Source organism: Streptosporangiales bacterium, assembly GCA_009379825.1.
GTDB lineage: Bacteria > Actinomycetota > Actinomycetes > Streptosporangiales > WHST01 > WHST01.
On the sequence record WHTA01000063.1, the window covers coordinates 14,862 to 32,911 of the forward strand.

Annotated in this window: 18 protein-coding genes; 4 read left to right on the forward strand and 14 right to left on the reverse strand. The window is 71.6% G+C overall.

Going from position 1 to position 18,050, the window contains the following annotated elements; genetic code table 11:
• Positions 1–36: 36 nt before the first annotated feature.
• The 6 genes from iolD to GEV07_23530 are packed head-to-tail and all read right to left on the reverse strand — an operon-like array spanning position 37 to position 6,549.
• Positions 37–1,899, reverse strand: coding sequence for a 3D-(3,5/4)-trihydroxycyclohexane-1,2-dione acylhydrolase (decyclizing) (gene iolD, locus GEV07_23505; GenBank protein ID MQA05556.1), 1,863 nt, complete (start codon positions 1,897–1,899; stop codon positions 37–39).
• The gene (gene iolB, locus GEV07_23510; GenBank protein ID MQA05557.1) at positions 1,896–2,765 is read right to left on the reverse strand and encodes a 5-deoxy-glucuronate isomerase; all 870 of its coding nucleotides are present in this window, start codon (positions 2,763–2,765) and stop codon (positions 1,896–1,898) included. Before iolB ends, iolD begins: the two co-directional genes overlap by 4 nt.
• A 43-nt stretch (positions 2,766–2,808) precedes the next feature.
• Positions 2,809–3,696: an aldolase gene (locus GEV07_23515; GenBank protein ID MQA05558.1), complete on the reverse strand. Its 888-nt coding sequence runs from the start codon at positions 3,694–3,696 to the stop codon at positions 2,809–2,811.
• The gene (gene iolC, locus GEV07_23520) at positions 3,693–4,613 is read right to left on the reverse strand and encodes a 5-dehydro-2-deoxygluconokinase (GenBank protein ID MQA05559.1); all 921 of its coding nucleotides are present in this window, start codon (positions 4,611–4,613) and stop codon (positions 3,693–3,695) included. The genes GEV07_23515 and iolC overlap by 4 nt, the downstream gene beginning before the upstream one ends.
• A 26-nt stretch (positions 4,614–4,639) precedes the next feature.
• A complete protein-coding gene (locus GEV07_23525; GenBank protein MQA05560.1) occupies positions 4,640–5,530 on the reverse strand; it encodes a TIM barrel protein in 891 nt (296 codons plus the stop codon).
• On the reverse strand, positions 5,527–6,549 hold the full coding sequence (locus tag GEV07_23530; protein MQA05561.1) for a dehydrogenase: 1,023 nt from the start codon (positions 6,547–6,549) through the stop codon (positions 5,527–5,529). Before GEV07_23530 ends, GEV07_23525 begins: the two co-directional genes overlap by 4 nt.
• Positions 6,550–6,700: 151 nt before the next feature.
• On the opposite strand from GEV07_23530, the gene GEV07_23535 reads away from it, so the two are divergent.
• From GEV07_23535 to GEV07_23545, 3 genes are read left to right on the forward strand one after another with little or no spacing between them, the layout of a single operon-like run.
• The gene (locus tag GEV07_23535; protein MQA05562.1) at positions 6,701–7,438 is read left to right on the forward strand and encodes a UTRA domain-containing protein; all 738 of its coding nucleotides are present in this window, start codon (positions 6,701–6,703) and stop codon (positions 7,436–7,438) included.
• A gap of 6 nt (positions 7,439–7,444) precedes the next feature.
• Positions 7,445–8,260, forward strand: a complete 816-nt coding sequence (locus GEV07_23540; GenBank protein MQA05563.1) for a helix-turn-helix domain-containing protein — start codon at positions 7,445–7,447, stop codon at positions 8,258–8,260.
• Positions 8,261–8,304: 44 nt separating this feature from the next.
• Positions 8,305–8,685: a VOC family protein gene (locus tag GEV07_23545; protein MQA05564.1), complete on the forward strand. Its 381-nt coding sequence runs from the start codon at positions 8,305–8,307 to the stop codon at positions 8,683–8,685.
• Positions 8,686–8,690: 5 nt separating this feature from the next.
• Here GEV07_23545 and GEV07_23550 read toward each other — a convergent pair whose 3' ends face one another.
• The 4 genes from GEV07_23550 to GEV07_23565 form a co-directional block, all read right to left on the reverse strand.
• The gene (locus GEV07_23550) at positions 8,691–9,752 is read right to left on the reverse strand and encodes an ROK family glucokinase (protein MQA05565.1); all 1,062 of its coding nucleotides are present in this window, start codon (positions 9,750–9,752) and stop codon (positions 8,691–8,693) included.
• Complete coding sequence (locus GEV07_23555; protein MQA05566.1) at positions 9,752–10,546, reverse strand: hypothetical protein; 795 nt, start codon at positions 10,544–10,546, stop codon at positions 9,752–9,754. Before GEV07_23555 ends, GEV07_23550 begins: the two co-directional genes overlap by 1 nt.
• A 77-nt stretch (positions 10,547–10,623) precedes the next feature.
• Positions 10,624–11,052 (reverse strand): cyclase, encoded by a 429-nt coding sequence (locus tag GEV07_23560; GenBank protein ID MQA05567.1) that lies wholly within the window; start codon positions 11,050–11,052, stop codon positions 10,624–10,626.
• A 36-nt stretch (positions 11,053–11,088) separates the two neighbouring features.
• Positions 11,089–11,553, reverse strand: a complete 465-nt coding sequence (locus GEV07_23565) for a polyketide cyclase / dehydrase and lipid transport (protein ID MQA05568.1) — start codon at positions 11,551–11,553, stop codon at positions 11,089–11,091.
• Between the two features lie 108 nt (positions 11,554–11,661).
• Here GEV07_23565 and GEV07_23570 point away from each other — a divergent pair, with 108 nt between their 5' ends.
• On the forward strand, positions 11,662–13,455 hold the full coding sequence (locus GEV07_23570; GenBank protein ID MQA05569.1) for an AMP-binding protein: 1,794 nt from the start codon (positions 11,662–11,664) through the stop codon (positions 13,453–13,455).
• Here GEV07_23570 and GEV07_23575 read toward each other — a convergent pair.
• From GEV07_23575 to GEV07_23590, 4 genes are all read right to left on the reverse strand, one after another.
• Positions 13,446–14,591: a glycosyltransferase gene (locus tag GEV07_23575; protein ID MQA05570.1), complete on the reverse strand. Its 1,146-nt coding sequence runs from the start codon at positions 14,589–14,591 to the stop codon at positions 13,446–13,448. The genes GEV07_23570 and GEV07_23575 overlap by 10 nt on opposite strands.
• Positions 14,588–15,943: a hypothetical protein gene (locus GEV07_23580; GenBank protein MQA05571.1), complete on the reverse strand. Its 1,356-nt coding sequence runs from the start codon at positions 15,941–15,943 to the stop codon at positions 14,588–14,590. Before GEV07_23580 ends, GEV07_23575 begins: the two co-directional genes overlap by 4 nt.
• 118 nt (positions 15,944–16,061) lie before the next feature.
• On the reverse strand, positions 16,062–17,024 hold the full coding sequence (locus tag GEV07_23585; GenBank protein ID MQA05572.1) for a hypothetical protein: 963 nt from the start codon (positions 17,022–17,024) through the stop codon (positions 16,062–16,064).
• A 515-nt stretch (positions 17,025–17,539) separates the two neighbouring features.
• Positions 17,540–17,752 (reverse strand): hypothetical protein, encoded by a 213-nt coding sequence (locus GEV07_23590; GenBank protein ID MQA05573.1) that lies wholly within the window; start codon positions 17,750–17,752, stop codon positions 17,540–17,542.
• Positions 17,753–18,050: the final 298 nt, after the last annotated feature.

Sequence of the window (18,050 nt, forward strand, 5' to 3'; positions counted from 1 at the left end):
GCGCTCTCCTTTGAGCTTGTCGCTGCTACCTCTGTGTCACAGATGTCTTCGCTGCTGCTTGCGGTGCGTCTCGTAGTCCGCGTACGCGGCGCGCGTGGAGGCACGGCTCGCGACCTCCGCGACGGGTACGTCCCACCACGACTGGGAGTCCGGGCCCCGCCCGATCGGGTCGGTCGGCACGTACACCACCGTGGTGCGGTCCGCCGCGGCGGCGGCGACGAGCGCCTCGCGCAGCTCGTCGCGGGTGCCGGCCCTGCGCACGTCGGCGCCGAGGCTGGCGGCGTTCGCCGCGAGGTCGACCGGCAGCGGCCCACCGTCGAGCATGCCGGTCGCCTCGTTGCGCATCCGGTAGCTGGTGCCGAACCGCTCCGCGCCCACAGACTCCGACAGCGCACCGATCGAACCGAACCCTGCGTTGTCGACGAGCACGATCACCAGCTTGATGCCCTCCGACACAGCGGTGACGATCTCCTGCGGCAGCATCAGGTACGAGCCGTCGCCGATGAGCACGAACACCTCGCGCTCCGGCGCGGCCAGCTTGATACCGAGACCCGCGGGGATCTCGTAGCCCATGCAGGAGTAGCCGTACTCCACGTGGTACTGCCCTGGATCGCGCGCACGCCACAGCTTGTGCAGGTCGCCCGGCATGCTGCCGGCCGCGTTCACCACCACGTCGCGTTCGCCCACGGTCTCGTTCAGCACGCCGAGTACGGCGGTCTGCGGCAGCGGCGAGCCGTCGTGTGCGTACACCTCGTCGACCACCTCGCGCCAGCCCTGCGTGAGCTCGCCGACCTCCGCGCGTACGGTCTCGCCCACCCGCCAGCCGGCGAGCTCGGCGGTGAGCGCCTGCAGCGCCGCCCTGGCGTCCGCGAGCAGCCCGGTGCCGGCGAGCTTGGCAGTGTCCATCGCCGCGACGTTGACGTTCACGAACCGTACGTCGGGTTCGGCGAACGCCGAGTGCGAGGCCGTGGTGAAGTCGCTGTAGCGGGTGCCGACGCCGATGACCACGTCGGCGCGCCTGGCAAGCGCGTTGGCGGCCTGGGTGCCCGTCGCGCCGACAGCGCCCACCGCGCACGGGTGGTCCCACGGCAGCACACCCTTGCCCGCCTGCGTCTCCGCCACCGGCACACCGGTCGCGTCCGCGAACGCGCGCAGCGCCTCGGTCGCCGCGGAGTACTTGACGCCTCCGCCGGCCACCAGCAGCGGCCGCTTCGCCGACCTGATCTCGGCTACCGCGCGGGCCAACGCCGCAGGCTCCGGTTGTGGCCTGGCGACGTGCCAGACCCGCGGCTCGAACAGCTCGGCCGGCCAGTCGTACGCCTCCGCCTGCACGTCCTGCGGCATCGCCAGCGTCACCGCGCCGGTGTCGACCGGGTCGGTCAGCACGCGCATCGCGGCGAGCAGTGCCGCCGGCAGCTGCTCAGCGCGGTTCACGCGGTCCCAGTACCGCGACACCGGGCGCAGGCAGTCGTTGACCGACACGTCGTACGACCGCGGGTCCTCCAGCTCCTGCAGCACCGGGTTCGCCACCCGGGTGGCGAAGATGTCGCCGGGCAACAGCAGCACCGGCAACCGGTTGATGGTGGCCAGCGCCGCACCCGTCACCAGGTTCGTGGCGCCCGGCCCGATCGACGTCGTGCACGCCATCATGGACAACCGGTTCGTGGTGCGCGCGTACCCGACGGCGGCGTGCACCATCGCCTGCTCGTTGCGCGACAGGTAGTAGCGCATCTGCTCGGTGTGCTCGAGCAGCGCCTGGCCGAGCCCCGCGACGTTGCCGTGCCCGAAGATGCCGAAGCAGCCAGCGATCAGCCGCTGCTGGTCGCCGTCGCGCTCGGACCACTGGTTCGCGAGGAACCTGACGGTGGCCTGCGCGACGGTGAGTCGCACGGTGCTCATGCCTCGCTCCCCTCGGTCAGCGGCAGCCGCGGGTCGACGGGCTGGTCCGTCCACGTCTCGCGGATCCACGCGTGCGCGGGGTCGTCGCAGATCAACCACACGCGCTCCGCCGCAGGACCGGCCATCACGTTCAGGTAGTACAGGTCGTAACCGGGTACCGCCATCGACGGGCCGTGCCAACCGTGCGGCATGCAGACGGTGTCGCCGGTACGTACCTCGGCGAGCACGTCGATCGGCCGCTCGTCGGTGCCGTACACCCGCTGGTACGCCATGCCCTCCCGGCCGGCAGGCGCGTCCACCTCGAAGTAGTAGATCTCCTCGAGCTCCGACTCGACGCCCGGACGGTCCTCGTCGTGCTTGTGCGGTGGGTACGACGACCAGTTGCCGCCCGGCGTGAGCACCTCCACGGCGATCAGCTTGTCCGCCTCGAACACGTGCGCGGCACAGAAGTTGTTCACCTGCCTGCTGCAGTTGCCCGCACCGCGCAGCTCCACCGGCACGTCGGCCGCGGGCACGTACCTGACCGGCAGCCGGCGCTCACACCTGGCCGCGGGCAGCGCCAGCCGGGCCGCACCGGCGGCGCTGATGGTGGCCTCCGCGTCCCTCGGCAGGTAGCAGAAGTCGCTGACCCCGGTGAACACGGAGTCGCGGCCGGTCAGCTCGATCGTCTCGCCGTCGCATTCGACGGCGCAGCCGCCGGCCAGCGGCAGCACGACCATCTCCTCGTCGTGCGTGGCGAACGTGTGCCGCTCACCGCCGGCCAGCTCGAGCACCCGCAAGCTGCTGTATCCCCAACCGGCGCGTTCCGGTGTCAGCTCCAGCCGCCACGGCCCGGCACTCAGCGAACCCGCGCGGTGGTGTCGCAGCTCGTCGGTCACTCGGTTTCCCTCCTACCCGGACGTTCCAGGACTACAGCAGTCCGACGGCGGTGTCGACCGCTGCGGCGACATCGTCGTCCGCGGGATACAACAGCGACCGCCCGACCACCAGGCCACGCACGGTGGGTAGCTCGAGCGCGGCCGCCCAGCGCGCGTACACGACGTCGGGGTCGTCGGTCACGTCGCCGCCGAGGATCAGCGCCGGTAGCGTCGCCGCCGCCATCACCCGTTCCATGTCCTCGACGACGGGCACCTTCAGCCAGGTATACGCCGACGTGGTGCCGAGCCCGGACGCGATGCCGAGCGCACGGGCCATCGCCTCGGGGGACAGGTCCGTGGTGAGCTGACCCGCGACCCGTCGCATGAGGAACGGCTCCACCATGGCCATCAGCTGCCGCTGCGCGAGCCCGCTCACCGCCTGCGCCGAGGACTCGAGCAGCGCCGCCGTCGCGTGGTCGCCAGGGTCGATCCGGACGAGCATCTTGCCGCCGTCGAGACCGGCCCGCTCGACGCCGTCGACGTCGTACGCCGTGAACCTGTCGTCGATCTCGAAGGTGGCGCCGGACAGGCCGCCGCGGTTCATCGACCCGATCACCAGGTGGCCGTCGAGCGCGCCGAGCAACAGCAGGTCGTCGACGATGTCGGGAGTGGCGAGCACACCGTCGACGCCTGGCCGGCTCAACGCGACGAGCACCCGCTCCAGCAGGTCCTTGCGGTCGGCCATCGCCAGCGGCCGGTCACCCACCCGCAGGGCACCGCGCGCGGGGTGGTCGACGGCGACGATCAGCAGCCGACCGTTCGCGTCGACCAGGTTCCTGCGCTTCCTGTTGGCGGCCGCCTCGGCGATCGCCGCCGGCTCGTGGATGCGCCGCTCGACGAGCTCCCGCACGTCGACGGTGGGCACCTGCTCGGGGGTCATCCGGACTCCCGCATCAGCTGCTCCACCTCTGCGGTGTCGGGCATCGCGTCGGCACAGGCCAGCCGGGCGCTGACGTAGGCGCCCGCGGCGTTGCAGAACCGCATGGTCGTCGCCAGGTCCCAGCCGGCGAGCAGGCCGTGGCACAGCGCACCGCCGAACGCGTCCCCGGCGCCGAGCCCGTTCACCACGTCGACCGGCACCGGCGGCACCTCGACCCGCTCGTCCCTGGTGGCCGCGAGCACGCCCTTGGGTCCCTGCTTCACGATCGCCAGCCGCGCACCGCGGTCGAGCAGCCGCTGGGCGGCCTCCTTCGGCTCCCTGCTGCCGACCGCAACCTCGATCTCGTCGAGGTTGCCCACGGCGACCGTCGCGTGCTCGATGGCCGCGCCGAACACCTCGCCCGCCTCGGCCCGCGACGGCCAGAACATCGGCCGGTAGTCGAGGTCGATGACCGTGTGGTCCCGGTGCTCGCGTGCCCGCAGCGCCTCGAGCGTCGCCGTACGGCTCGGCTCCTCGGACAGGCCCGTGCCCGTGACGGAGAACAGCCGCGCCGCCCGTACGGCGTCGAGGTCGAGCTCCTCGGCGTGGATCTCGAGATCCGGCGCCTTCGGGTACCGGTAGAAGTACAGCGGGAAGCTGTCCGGCGGGAAGATCTCGCAGAACACCACGGGCGTCGGCAGGTGCGGTACTGCGGTGACGAACCTGTCGTCCACGCCGAAGCCACGCAGCGCCTCGTGGACGTACACCCCGAACGGGTCGTCGCCGGTACGCGTGATCACCGCGCTGCGCAGGCCGTGCCTGGCCGCGGCCACGGCCACGTTCGTCGCGCTGCCACCGAGGAACCTGCCGAACCGCTCCACGTGCTGCAGCGGGGTGCCGGTCTGCTCCGGGTACAGGTCGACGCCGACCCGGCCCATCGTCAGCACGTCGAAGGGTGTCTCGGTCACCTTCCCGCCCCCGCCCACAGCTCGGCCAGGTACGCCATGCTCGCCGCCACGTCGGCGCGCGGCCCACCGTCCGCCGCCGGCTCGGCGTCGAGTATGCAGTCTTGTTCGAGCACGTACCACCCCGTGTACCCGACCGAGTCGAGCAGCCGGACGATCGCCGCCACGTCCACGTCGCCGTCCCCCAGCGGCGCGTAGATGCCCTGGCGCACGGCGTCCTGGTAGCCGAGCTCGCCGGCGCGCAGCCGGTCGACGACGGTGCTGCGTACGTCCTTGAGGTGCAGGTGGCCGATGCGCTCGGGTGCGCTGCGGCACAGCTCGACGGGGTCGACGCCGCCGGCGAACAGGTGACCGGTGTCCAGGCACAGCGGCAGCGCCGACGAGTCGAGCACCCTGGCGACCTCGGCCGGCCCCTCGACCACGGTGCCGAGGTGCGGGTGCAATGTCGCCGCGATCCCGCGGTCGGCGGCGCGCGCGGCGATCTCGTCCACCCGCGCGAAGAGCGTGCGCCACTGCTGTGCACTCAACGCCACCGTGTCGTCGTAGCCGGCCGCGCCGGTCGCCGCGGCGAGCACCACGGTGTCGGCGCCGGCGGCCTGGAATGCAGTCAGCTCGGCTTCCACGGTGGGCATGGGGTCGGTGTCCGCGTCGTGCAGCACCAGGGCGAGGAACCCGCCGACGGCGCCGATGCCGTGCCCGCGCAGCGTCGCGGCGCGCAGCTCCGGCTGCTCGGGCAGGAAGCCCGGCGGCCCGAACTCGGTCGCGGCCACGTCCATCTCGGCCATCTCGCGCAACACGCGGCCGGGGCTCATCTGGTGTCCCCAGCCGGGCACCTCGCAGACTCCCCAGGAGATCGGCGCCGCGGCCAGCCGATGCGCACCCGCCGTCATCGCCGCACCTCCGCCACCTGCACGGGACGCCTCTCCGCCTTGGACAACTCGCACGCCTCGGCCACGTAGAACGCCTCGAGCGCCTCGCGCGGTGTGCAGACCCCGTCCGGCACGCCGTCGCCGACGCCCCGGGTCAACAGCTCGGTGAACGCGGTGACCTCGGCCAGGTACGCGCGCTCGAAGCGGACGGCGAAGTGCGGGGAAGCCGGCCCCGCCGGCCATCCGACACCGGACTCCGCCGAGCGCAGCGGCACCGTGTCGTCGAGGCCGACCACGACGCTCCCCCGCTCCCCGAGCAGCTCCATCCGCACGTCGTAGCCGGCCGCGTTGTACCGGGTGCCGGAGAACAGCGCGATCGTGTCGTCGTCCAGGGTGATCATCGCCGCACCCGTGTCCACGTCGCCGTAGTCACGGAAGTAGCTGGCGCCGCGGTTCGCGCCGCTTGCGTACACCTCGACGATCTCCCTGCCAGTGACCCAGCGGATCGCGTCGAAGTCGTGTACGCCGCAGTCGCGGAACAGCCCGCCGGACGCGGCGACGTACTCCGGCTGCGGCGGCGCCGGGTCGAGCGTGGTCGACCGGATCGTGTGTACGAACCCGAGATCGCCGGCACGTACGGCCGCACGCGCCGCCACGTGCCCGGGGTCGAACCGCCGCTGGAACCCGACCTGCACGAGCGCGCCCGCACGCTCGACGACGTCCACCACCTCGCGGGTGCCGGCGACGTCCACCGCCACCGGTTTCTCACAGAAGACGGGAATCTGCGCGTCCACAGCGCGCAACACCAGCTCGGCGTGGACGTCGGTCGCCGCCGCGACGACGAGCCCGTCCATGCCACGCTCGAATAGGTCGTCGACCCGCGGCGTGGCGTGCACGGTCGAGCCGAGTCGGTCGGCCAGCTGCTGTGCACGGGCTGTGTCGGCGTCGGCGATCACCAACGCGTCGACGCCGGGCAGCGCGGCGAGGGTCGCCGCGTGCATCGAGCCGATCCGTCCGGCCCCGGCCAGGCCCAGCTTCATCGCCATCCTCCGTCGGTTCGCGGTCGCACGGCACAAGTCCGTCCACCGCATCCTCCGGGCAGACGAACACCGTGTCAACACTTTGTCCAGACATACTGACGTAACCGATTCTGGCGTAGACTTGCCGGACGGCCATCGGCAGGAGGTTCGGTTGAGCGAGCTGACCGTCACGGTCGACAGGTCCAGCCCTGTCCCGCTCTACTATCAGGTGGCGCAGCAGTTCGAGCGCGCCATCCGGTCGGGCATGCTCCAACCGGGCACCCGGCTGGACAACGAGATCGAGCTGGCCGGCCGGCTCGGCCTGTCGCGCCCGACGATCAGGCAGGCCATCGGCTACCTCGTCGACCAGGGTCTGATCGTACGCAAGCGCGGCGTGGGCACCCAGGTGGTGCACAGCCAGGTCCGCCGGCCGCTGGAGCTGACCAGCCTCTACGACGACCTGGCCGGCGCAGAGGCGGCACCCACCACTACCGTGCGTGCGCTCGGTGAGCAGGACGCCGACGAGGAGGTCGCCGCGGCGCTCGAGGTGCCGGTCGGCACGCCGGTGGTCCACGTGCAGCGGATCCGGTTCGCCGCCGGCGAGCCGCTGGCCCTGATGACCAACTTCCTCCCCGTCGGCCTGCTCGAGCTCTCCGAGGCGAGCCTGCAGCAGTCCGGGCTCTACCAGCTGTTCCGCGACCACGGCATCCACCTGCACCTGGCGAAGCAGCGCGTCGGCGCCCGCACCGCCACCGCAGGCGAGGCCCGTGACCTGGACGAGCGCCGCGGCGCCGCGCTGCTCACCATGAGCCGGGTGGCGTACGACACCACAGGCAGGCCGGTGGAGTACGGCACACACCTCTACCGCTCCTCGCGCTACTCGTTCGAGCTGACGCTGGTGGAACGCTGACCGCCGATGCCGCACGTAGCCATCCCCGTACACCCGGCCCTGCGGCCGTTCGTCGCGTCGATCGGCTACTACGAGGGCACCTTCGGCCACACCAGGGAACGGGTGCTCCCGACCGGCAGCCAGCAGCTGATGGTCAACCTGACCGACGACGTGATGGGCACGTGGCGACCAGACGGGCCCAGGCAGATCGGCGGGGCCGGCCTGGTCGGCACCGCGACCGGGCCGGTCGATGTCGACCCAGGCCACCAGCGGCAGACGCTCTTCGTCGCGTTCCGGCCCGGCGGCGGGCGTCCGTTCGTTCCGTTCCCCGCGGCCGAGTCCACCGACGAGCTGGTCGAGCTGCAGCAGGTGTGGGGACGGGCCGGCGGCGTGCTCAGGGAGCGGCTGCTCGCGCAGCCCACCCCAGAGGCGAAGCTTGAGGTGCTCGCCGCGCACCTGCTCGCCCACGCGCAGCGGCCGTTGCAGCCGGACCCTTCGGTCGGGTACGCGTGCGCGGCGCTCGACCGTGGCATGGCCGTGCATGAGGTCGTCGACCGGCTCGGGGTCACCCCGAAGCGGCTGATCCGCACCTTCCACGAGCACGTCGGGGTGGGGCCGAAGCAGTTCGCCAGGATCCGCAGGCTGCAGCGCGTGCTGCGCGCCGTACCGCACGACCGTCCCGTCGACTGGGCGGCGCTCGCCGTACGGCAAGGCTACGCCGACCAGTCCCACCTGATCCACGAGTTCCGCGACCTCACCGGCATCACGCCCGGCAGGTACCGGGCACGGTCGCCCGGGGAGCGCAACCACGTCGTGCTCGGCCGAGAGCTGACCCGCGGGTAATTTTCTGCAATCCACCACGCCGGCCGGCCGGCACCATGGTGGACATGACAACGACCTTGCAACCACGACTGATCGTCTCCGACGCCGCCAAGGCCCTCGCGTTCTACGCCGACGCGCTCGGCGCGGAGGTACACAGCAAGCACACCGACGACGACGGCCTGATCGTGAACGCCGACCTCACGGTAGCCGGTGCACCGTTCACGGTGAAGGACGAGACCCCTGGGACCACGGACCTCAGCCCCACGTCGTTCGGCGGCACACCGGTACTCCTCCGCCTCACGGTGCCCGACGTGGACGCCCTAGGCGCCCGGATGGAACGAGCCGGGGCCACCGTCGTCTTCCCCATCAGCGACCACCCCTACGGCCGGATGGGCCGCTTCACCGACCCGTACGGCCACATCTGGATGCTCTCGCAGTCCGACTGACCGCCCTACGCGGACGGGGCCGGGCGCGTGGCCAGGCGCTTGCTGGCCATCCGGCGGCGGGCGCGCCTGATGATGCTGCGCGACTCCCTGGCCAGGTCGGCGGCGCCGATCAGGCCGGCGTCGTTGCCGAGCTGTGCCTCTACGATGCGCGGCTCGGGGCGGAAGCCCCGGCCGGTCAGCGAGCGGCGGAACGTCTCCCTGGCCGGGCCGAGCAGCAGCTCGCCGGCCTCGGAGACGCCGCCGCCGATGACGAAGCAGCTCGGGTCGAACGCGGCGGCGAGGTTCGCCAGGCCCGAGCCGAGCCACCGGCCGATCTCGTCGAACAGCTCGACGGCGGTCGGGTCGCCGTCCTTCGCCGCCTCGGTCACCACCGGGCCTGTGATCGCCCGTACGTCGCCTTCGGCGCGCTCGAGCAGGCTCTGCGCCACCGGCGAGCCGGCCGCCGCGAGCTCCCTGGCCTCCCGCAGCAGCGCGTTGCCGCTGGCGTACTGCTCCCAGCACCCGCGGTTGCCGCACTCGCAACGGTGCCCGCCGGGCACCATGGTCATGTGGCCGAACTCACCGGCGATGCCGAACCGGCCACGCTGTACGACGCCGTTGGTGATCACCGCGCCGCCGATGCCCGTGCCGAGGTTGACGCACAGCAGGTGCGTCTCCCCGACCGCGGCGCCGAACCGCCACTCCGCCCACGCGGACGCGTTCGCGTCGTTCTCCACGACCACCGGCAGGCTCAGCCGCCGTTCGACCCCCGCCCGCAGCGGCTCGTGCCGCCACGCGAGGTGCGGGGCGAACAGCACCGCGGAACGGTTCGCGTCGACGAACCCGGCCGCACCGATGCCCACCCCCGCGACGTCGTGGTCCGCGGACAGCGCGGTCACGACGTCGGCGATGGTGTCCTCGGTGTCGTGCGGGTTCTTGCCCGGGGTGTCACGGCGTTGCCTGGCCAGGATGCGACCATCGGCGTCCACGACGCCGCCGGCGACCTTCGTGCCGCCGATGTCGATGCCGATGGTCAGCAACCGGCTCGCCATGACCCCCCGGCGCTTGCGGTCCGCGGTGTCACGCATCAGCGGCGCGGCCAACGGCTCTTGGACTGCTCCGCCGCCTGCCGCACCAGGTCGACCAGCGTCTTCGCCGTGTCGCCGATCTGCTCGTAAAGCTCCGGCCTGGTGTTACGAACGGCAGCCAGCGTCTGGCAGTACGGGCAGTACCTGCACTCCCTGGACGCGTCGCCGTGCGTCTCCGCAGCCGTCGCGCTCGCCCAGACGTCGTCGCCGTTGTTCTTGGTCGCCGACTTGAACGCCGACCCCGCCGCCGCACGGCCGAAGCCCGCGGCGGCCTTCGACACCGGTCCGCCACGGAAGAAGTCACCCAACCAGTCCTCGACGGTGTCGACGAAGGCCGTCGGATCGGCCCTACGGTCGGCCGGTTCGGCGGGCTCCGGCGGGTCGTCGACCGGCCTTGGCCCGCTCGTCCGCGCCGCCAACCGCTCCACGGCCTCCGAGGCGTCCTTGAACACGCCGCCGAGGAAGCCCTCCAGCGAGCTGATCAGCTGCCTGGCCGGGTCCTCCAACTCCGACCAGTCGCCGGCACCCGCCGGCCCGCGCCTGCCGTCCGCACCGTCGTCCGCACCGTCGTCCGGGTCGGGCACCGCCTCCAGGATCGGCCCCTCGGGCTCGGCGTCCGCCGCGGACGCGTCCGGTGTCTCGTCGCTCACCTCTGCGTCCGCGAACGTGCTCTCGCTGCTCGCGGGCGTCTCGTCTTCGGACGTGGCCTCGTCGTGGGGGGTGGTGTCGTCGTTGGCGACATCGGCCGGGTCGGTCTCCTCGCGAGGCTTGCTGTCCTCGTTGTCCTCTGCCATCGCCCTACTCCGTTCTCCTGTTCTTCCCCACCTGTGCCCATCCTCCCAGGGAACTCGGGTAACTGCGATGGCTCGGATCAGCCGGTCACCCGCTTCCGCAGCCCGTTGAGCGCGGTGTCCACGATGGTCTTCTCGGCCTTCCGCTTCAGCATGCCGATCATCGGCACCTTGACGTCCACGCTGAGCTCGTACGTCACCACGGTCGTGCCGTCCGACTCGGCCAGGGTGTAGGAGCCGTCCATCGCACTCAGCATCGAACCCTGCTCGACGAGCTTCCAGGACACCTCACGGTCGGCCCAGGTGTAGGCGAGCACGTAGGTGTCCTTGATGACCCCGGCGTCGAGGGTGAACTTCACCCGGCTGGCGCGCCCGGAGTCGTCCGTGGCGAGCACCTCGGTCCGTTTGACGTTCGCCCAGTCCGGGTACTGGTCGAAGTCGGCGATGACCGCCATGACCTCGGCAGGAGTGGCGGCGATGCTGATCTGGGAACGGGTCTGCTCGGCCATGCCGACGGAGACTACCAACCGGCCGTCCGCCGGTCCTCACCTCAGCCGGGCGGCTCGCGACAGTCGTGCCGGCGCGGCGAGCACGAGCGACGGGCCGGGCTCGCCGGGCGCGCGGCCGTCCTCCAGCTCGTCCTTCAGCGCGTTCAGCCGCGCCTTGAAGGCCACCGCGTGCTCGCGACGCAGCTGGTCGGCCAACCGCCGTACGCGTGCCGGCGATCCCGGCGACTCGGCCACCGGGTCGGCGCGCAGGTAGAAGTGCACGATCGTGCCGTCGCGGCTGGCTTCCAGCCAGACCTCGCTGGTGCCACGCAACGGGTGCGCGGCCCCGGGGCTGCCGCCGACGACGCGCCATCTGAGACCCTTCACTCCCCGGTCCTCGGCGAGCTCGAGCGCGAGCGAGGGCCACCAGCGCCGCCAGGAGCGCGGGTCGGCGAAGGCGTCCGCCAGCCGCTGCGGCGGTGCCACGACGAACGTCTCGTCGACCAGGTCCACCAGAGGCATCGGTCGAGGATACCGGCACAACGTGGTCACGGTGCGTTCTCTCCCAGGCGGTGACGAGGTACTGTCCGGGTAGGAAGCCAGCGACGGCACAGGCAGGTAGGAGCACCAGTGCGCGAATACACCGTGTCGAACACCACCGAGGTCGCCCCCGACGACAACCTCGCCAGGACTCTCCCCCGGCACGCCGCGGAGCGCCCGAACAAGGTGCTGCTCCGCCGCAAGGTCGACGGCGACTGGCAACCGGTCACGTGCAAGGAGTTCAACGCCCAGGTCAGGTCGCTGGCCAAGGGCCTGGTGGCCAGCGGCATCGAGCCCGGTGACCGGGTGGCTCTGATGGCACCGACCTGCTACGAGTGGACGCTGCTCGACTTCGCCATCTTCACCGCGGGCGGGGTCACCGTGCCCGTCTACGACTCGAGCTCACAGAGCCAGATCGCCTGGATACTCAGCGACTCCGGCGCGAAGCTGGCGTTCGCCAAGACCGCAGACATGGCCGAGGCCATGCGACGCGCCTGCGCCGAAGTCCCTGACGTCAGCAAGGTCTGGACGTTCGAGGACGGCGCGGTCGACGCCGTGACGGCGCTCGGCGCGGAGGTCGGCGAGGACGAGATCGACCGGCGGATCGACTCCCGCACCGCGGACTCGCTGGCCACGCTGGTGTACACGTCCGGCACCACCGGCCGCCCGAAGGGCTGCCAGCTGACGCATCGCAACTTACTGTCCAACGCACGCAGTGCCACCGACGCCGAACTGCGGCCGGTCATCAGCAGCCCGGACGCCAGCACGTTGCTGTTCCTCCCGCTGGCGCACGTCTTCGCCCGCATCATCGAGGTGTTCTGCATCGAGCGTGCGGTGACGTTCGGGCACTGCGAGGACATGCGGGGGTCGCTCCTCCCCGACCTGGCGAGCTACCGGCCGACGTTCATCCTGGCCGTACCGCGGGTCTTCGAGAAGGTGTTCAACAGCGCGTCCACGAAGGCGACGCTCGACGGCAAGGGCAAGATCTTCGACAAGGCGGCCGACGTCGCCCGCTCGTACTCGATGTCGCTCGACACCGGCGGTCCCGGCCTCGGCCTGAAGCTGCAGCACGCGGTCTTCGACCGGCTGGTGTACGGCAAGCTGCGCTCGGTGATGGGCGGGCAGGTGCGCTACGCGGTCTCAGGCGGCGGCCCGCTCGCGCCCGAGCTCGGCCACTTCTTCCGCGGCCTCGGCCTGATCGTGCTCGAAGGGTACGGGCTCACCGAGACGTCCCCGGTGATCTCCGTCAACGGCCCGGACGCGGTGAAGATCGGCACCGTCGGCAAGCCGATCGGCGGCACCAGCGTGCGGATAGCCGACGACGGCGAGATCCTGGTCAAGGGCCCGCAGGTCTTCACCGGCTACTGGAACAACGAGGACGCCACGGCGGCGGACTTCGTCGACGGCTGGTTCCAGACCGGCGACCTGGGCAGCCTGGACGACGAGGGGTACCTGCGGATCACCGGCAGGAAGAAGGAGATCATCGTCACGGCCAGCGGCAAGAACGTCTCGCCTTCGCTGCTGGAGGACCGGCTGCGCATGCACCAGGTGATCAGCCAGTGCATGGTCGTCGGCGACAACCGGCCGTACATCGGGGTGCTCGTCACGCTGGACGCCGAGGCGTTGCCTGAATGGGTGAAGGCACAGGGCAAGCAGCCGCTGAGCGAGGCCGAGGCAGCCGACGACCCGGACGTGCAGCGGGCCGTACAGGCCGCCGTCGACGACGCCAACACCCTCGTGTCGCACGCCGAGGCGATCAAGCGTTTCCGCATCGTCGCCGGCGACTGGACCGTTGACGGCGGCGAGCTCACCGCGAAGCTGAGCCTGAAGCGCCGAGTGGTCCTGGAGAAGGTCGCCGACCACGTCGAGCAGCTCTACACCTGACCGCCAGGCGCCAGCAGCTCGCGGAGCCTGGCCGCCTGGGGCGGCCACTGCCACTCCTGCAGCACCCAGCGGCGGGCGCGTTCTCCCATGGCCGCGGCTGCGGCCGGGTCGGTGAGTAGCTGGACCAGGCGAGCCGCCACAGCTGCCGGCCGGCGGCCGTCCACCAGGTAGCCGGTGTCGCCGTCCCGTACGGCGTCCACCGCACCGCCGGCGGCGCCGGCGACTACGGGGAGCCCACACGCGGCGGCCTCGAGGAACACCATGCCGAGCGCCTCGACGTCCAGTCCGCCCAACCGGCTGCGGCACGGCATGGCGAACACGTCCCCGGCGTCGAAGTAGGCCGGCAGCTCGTCGCGCGGCACCGAACCGGTGAACACGACGGCGTCCGCCACCCCGGTGGCCGCGGCCAGCCGCCGCAACCGGTGCCTGGCGGGCCCGCCGCCGACGAGCAGCAGCACGGCGTCCGGCACCTGCCGACGTACCGCGGGCCAGGCCCGCAGTAAGACGTCCTGGCCCTTGCGCGGCACCAGCCGCGACACGCACACCACCACCGGCCGCCCCGTCAGCCCGTACCGCTGCTTGACCGCGACGCCCCCGGCGCCCGGCCGGAACACCCGGTGGTCCACGCCCGGGCGCAGCTGCACCAACCGCGCCGCGCCGGCGTCGGACAGCGCCGGCTCGATGCGCTGCCTGGTGTACTCGCCGACGTACGTCAGCGCGTCCACCCGGTCCCCGATGCGCCGCAACGTCGCACGCGCGCCAGGCAGCCGCGCCCACCCGGCCTCGTGTCCGTGCGTGAGCGCGACGACGCGGCACACCCCCGCTGCCCGCAGCGCCGGCGCGAGCAGGCCGAGCGGTGCCGCCGCGCCGAACACCGCGGCGTCGCACCCGTACGCCTGCGCCACCTCGACGACCCGCCGCCGCACCGCCGGCACCGGCAGCAGCAGAGACGTCGGGTGGCGCACGACCTCGAACGGCTGCGCACGGTCGAACGCGTCCGCACCGCGCCACGCGGGCGCGTACACGACCGGGTCGGGCAACCCGGCCGTCAGCGCGTGCACGAACACCTGGATGCCGCCTGGCCGGGGCGGGAAGTCGTTGGTGACGACGAGCGGGCGCACTGCGGTGCGGCTCAGCCGAGCCGCGACTTTACGTAGGCGCGCCAGCCGTGCCGGAACTCCGACCTGGACACGCCGAGCGTGGACCGCAGTACGGCGTCCTGGTCGGCCACGCTGGTGCCGGAGCGGCTGGCCATCGCGCGGTACAGCGCGAGCAGCTTGCCCTCGCCGTACCTGAACACGACGTACTTCGCCGCGAACCACGCCTCCTCGTACGCCTGGTCGGGCTCGCCGCCGCGGAAGTCGTCGTCCGTGGGCAGGTTGCCCGGCGCCTCGCCCCGGCGGACGTCCGCGGCGAGCTCGGGCGCGATGCTGGACATGGCGACGTCCTGGTTCTTCCAGCCGACGTAGTCCGCGAACCCCTCGGAGACCCACAGCGGGACGGTGCCGAGCGAGCCGGTCGCCACGTGGGTGAGCTCGTGGGCGAGCACGACGTCGCGGCCGGTGTCGTTCATCCGCTGCCACGCCTTCGGGTTGACCACGACCCGGTCCCACCGCCGCAGGTCGCCTGACCCGTCGATCATCGACGCGCCTGTAGCGACCGCGGCGAGCGCCTCGATGTTGTCGGTCTGCGCAAGCCGCGCTGCGCCGGACACGTCAGGCGGCACGACGACCACCGCGCCCCGAGCCCAGTTGCCGTCCCACACGCCGTCGACGCGGGGCACCGCGTCGACGGCCCTGCGGTGGATGCGGCGCAGCTTCGCCTTCGGGGTGTCCACCCCGACCACCACGATCCGGTCACCGCGCACCGAGGTGGTCTTGCCGAGCTCCCACGGCTCGGTGTGCTCGTCGCCTTCGCTGATCGAGGTGATGCGCCACCCCTCGGTGCGTTCCACCACCTCGACCTGTTGCCGGCTGACCGCCCGCTCGGTCGCGAAGCCGGTCAGGCTGTACGAGATGTACACGGTGTACGCCCAGCGGTCGCCGCCCTTGCTCGGCTCCCGGCGTGCCGACCTGCCGTCGACCGAGTAGGCCCAGGTGGCTGGCGCCGCGCCGCGCAGGTTGTCGTAGAAGGTGCCCTCGTCCTCGACCAGGTCGGTGGCCGAGTCGTCGAGCGCGGCCAGGAACCCGGCCCGGTCGCCGTCGAGCAGCGCGTCCGCGCGGTTGGTCAGCAGGTCCCGCAGCCTGGTCACCGGGCCGTGCTCGGAGACCGAGCGGCCGCTGAGCGTGCCGCTTGCGCTGGGGAGGGTGGCCGACCGGCTCGTCGAGTCCGGTGACCGCCCGCCAGCGTCGCACCCGCCGAGCAGGACGAGCGCGGCGGCAGCCAACGCGACGGCCACGCGCCCAGGACGGGCTACCGACGACGGCCTCCTGGGGCCCTTCCGCGCGTTCCGGAGGAACCGGTCTGGACGACCGTGGTGCCGACTCACCCGCCGATAGTACGGAACGACCCCGGTCGGACCCGTAATCGAGTCGACCGGGGTCGGTCACATCGTCGCTCTGCGTATTCGTATAGCTGCCGCAGAGTGTTCGAGCGGCTGCGGCGGATCAGCTCGGCCGGCCCGCGCCCGCCCACTCGCTCTGGTAGTAGCTGGTGTTGATGCTCGACACCTTCACCGGCTCGCCGCTGTTCGAGGCGTGGACCATCTTCCCGCCGCCGGCGTAGATGCCGACGTGGTGCACCGGGCTGCCGAAGAAGAGCAGGTCGCCTGGCTGGATCTGGGACCTCGACACCGCGGGGACGCTCTGTTGCTGCTGCTGCGACGAGTGCGGCAGCGACGCGCCGCCCTGGCGCCACGCCATCATGGTCAGGCCGGAGCAGTCGAACGAGTCAGGGCCTTCCCCGCCCCACTTGTACGGCTTGCCGACCTGGGCGTAGGCGTAATCCAGCACCGCGCCGGCGCGCCCGCTGACCGGTGGCGGGTCGACATTCGAACGGGTCCGCGAGGTGTCGGTCTGGGCCGCCTGCAGCCGGTCGAGCAGCTGCTTCTGCTCGGCCAGCGCGGAGACGATGGTCTCCTTCTGCTCGCGCAGCTTCTGCGCGATGGTCTGGCTCTTCTTGGTCGCCTTCGCCGCGATCTTCTTCTGCGACGCGAGCTGCTCGCGTGCCCGCATGAACGCGTCGATGCGGTTCTCGTCCTGGCCGGACATCTGGTCCAGGCTCGTCGCCTTGTCGATCAGCTCCTGCGGGGACTTCGAGCTCAGCAGCTGCGCGACGTCGGTGCCGCCACCGCCGATGTAGGTCGACGCGGCGCGACCGGAGACGGCGGAGCGCAGCCGCTCCACGGCGTCCGCCTGCTTCTTGGTGCGCTTGTTGAGCGCCTTGAGCTGCTTCTTGCTGCTGGCGAGCTTCGTCTTTGCCGCGGTGAACTCCTCGGTGACCTTCTCGACCTTCACGCCGAGGGACCGGACCTTCTTCTGGACCTCGTCCATGTCGGGCTCCGCACTGGCCGTGTGCGGAGCCACCACGACGAGCGGCACGAGCAAGGCGAAGGCCGCGAGCATACGCACGGCTACGGTTTTTGCACGGGGGCCGAAATGCGCCAAGGCACGAACGATGCGTGCCGATGAGTACCAGTGGTCGTGGCCAGCGGAGACCCGCGGGGGTCTATGCCGTGTCGCCACAGGCGACTCCTCAATCCACTCTCGGGCCGCCTGCCGGGTCAGCTGTCGGGTTCGGGCGGAGATGAGCGCCCTAGGTGCACGCATGCACCATTCACCCCAAGGGAAGGTGGTTCCCCGGCTCCGTCACCGACTCTGTGGGGACTACGGCGACGAACTCGGCGGGAGCAAGTCGCGCCGCCCGGGGCAGGCGGCAGGGGTACGACCTTGCTCGAGCCGAACCTTAGTAACCATTCCGTGATGAAGTCAAAAGGACCCGCCGCCGCCTTCCTGGTGAGCTGTCGCCTGTCGTCGCAGCTCACGGTATGTAGCTCGGTCCGTACCGCCCGACCTCATCCTTGACGGTCGGCACGCCACGAACAGCCACCCCGTATGCACCAGACGTGACCGTCCGCCAGGCCCGGTCACCCGATGGCGCGCCGACGCTCGTCGTCGACGACGTCGGTGACGGTCAGTCGTAGTGGCGGCACCAGACCGGACTCCGCTAGCACGCCGAGCGCCGCACGCTCGCCGTCGTCGATGTCGACCGCACCCGGCACAGAACCGAGCAGGGTTGTCACGACGCAGTCGCCACACGCGATGTCACGCATCTCACAGCGGTCACAGTCGATCAGCACCTGGAACTCCCTCTTCGCCGGTACCTGCGCTCTCGAACGCCCCCGACGTTAACGACGACCACCGACAACGCCCCGCGCCTCGACCACTGCCGACGGATCCGCGCAGGTCAGGTCCAGGTCAGCCAGTCGACCGGCAGCTGAGCGGACACCGCGTCCGCGCGCCCGCTGCGACCACCTGGTCGACCACCTCGCGGTCCGAGGACACGACCACCACGCCGGCACAGGTCAGGCCCGGCCAACCGCTCGACCAGCAGCCGCGCAGACGCCGCATCCGCGCCCGCTGCGACCACCTGGTCGA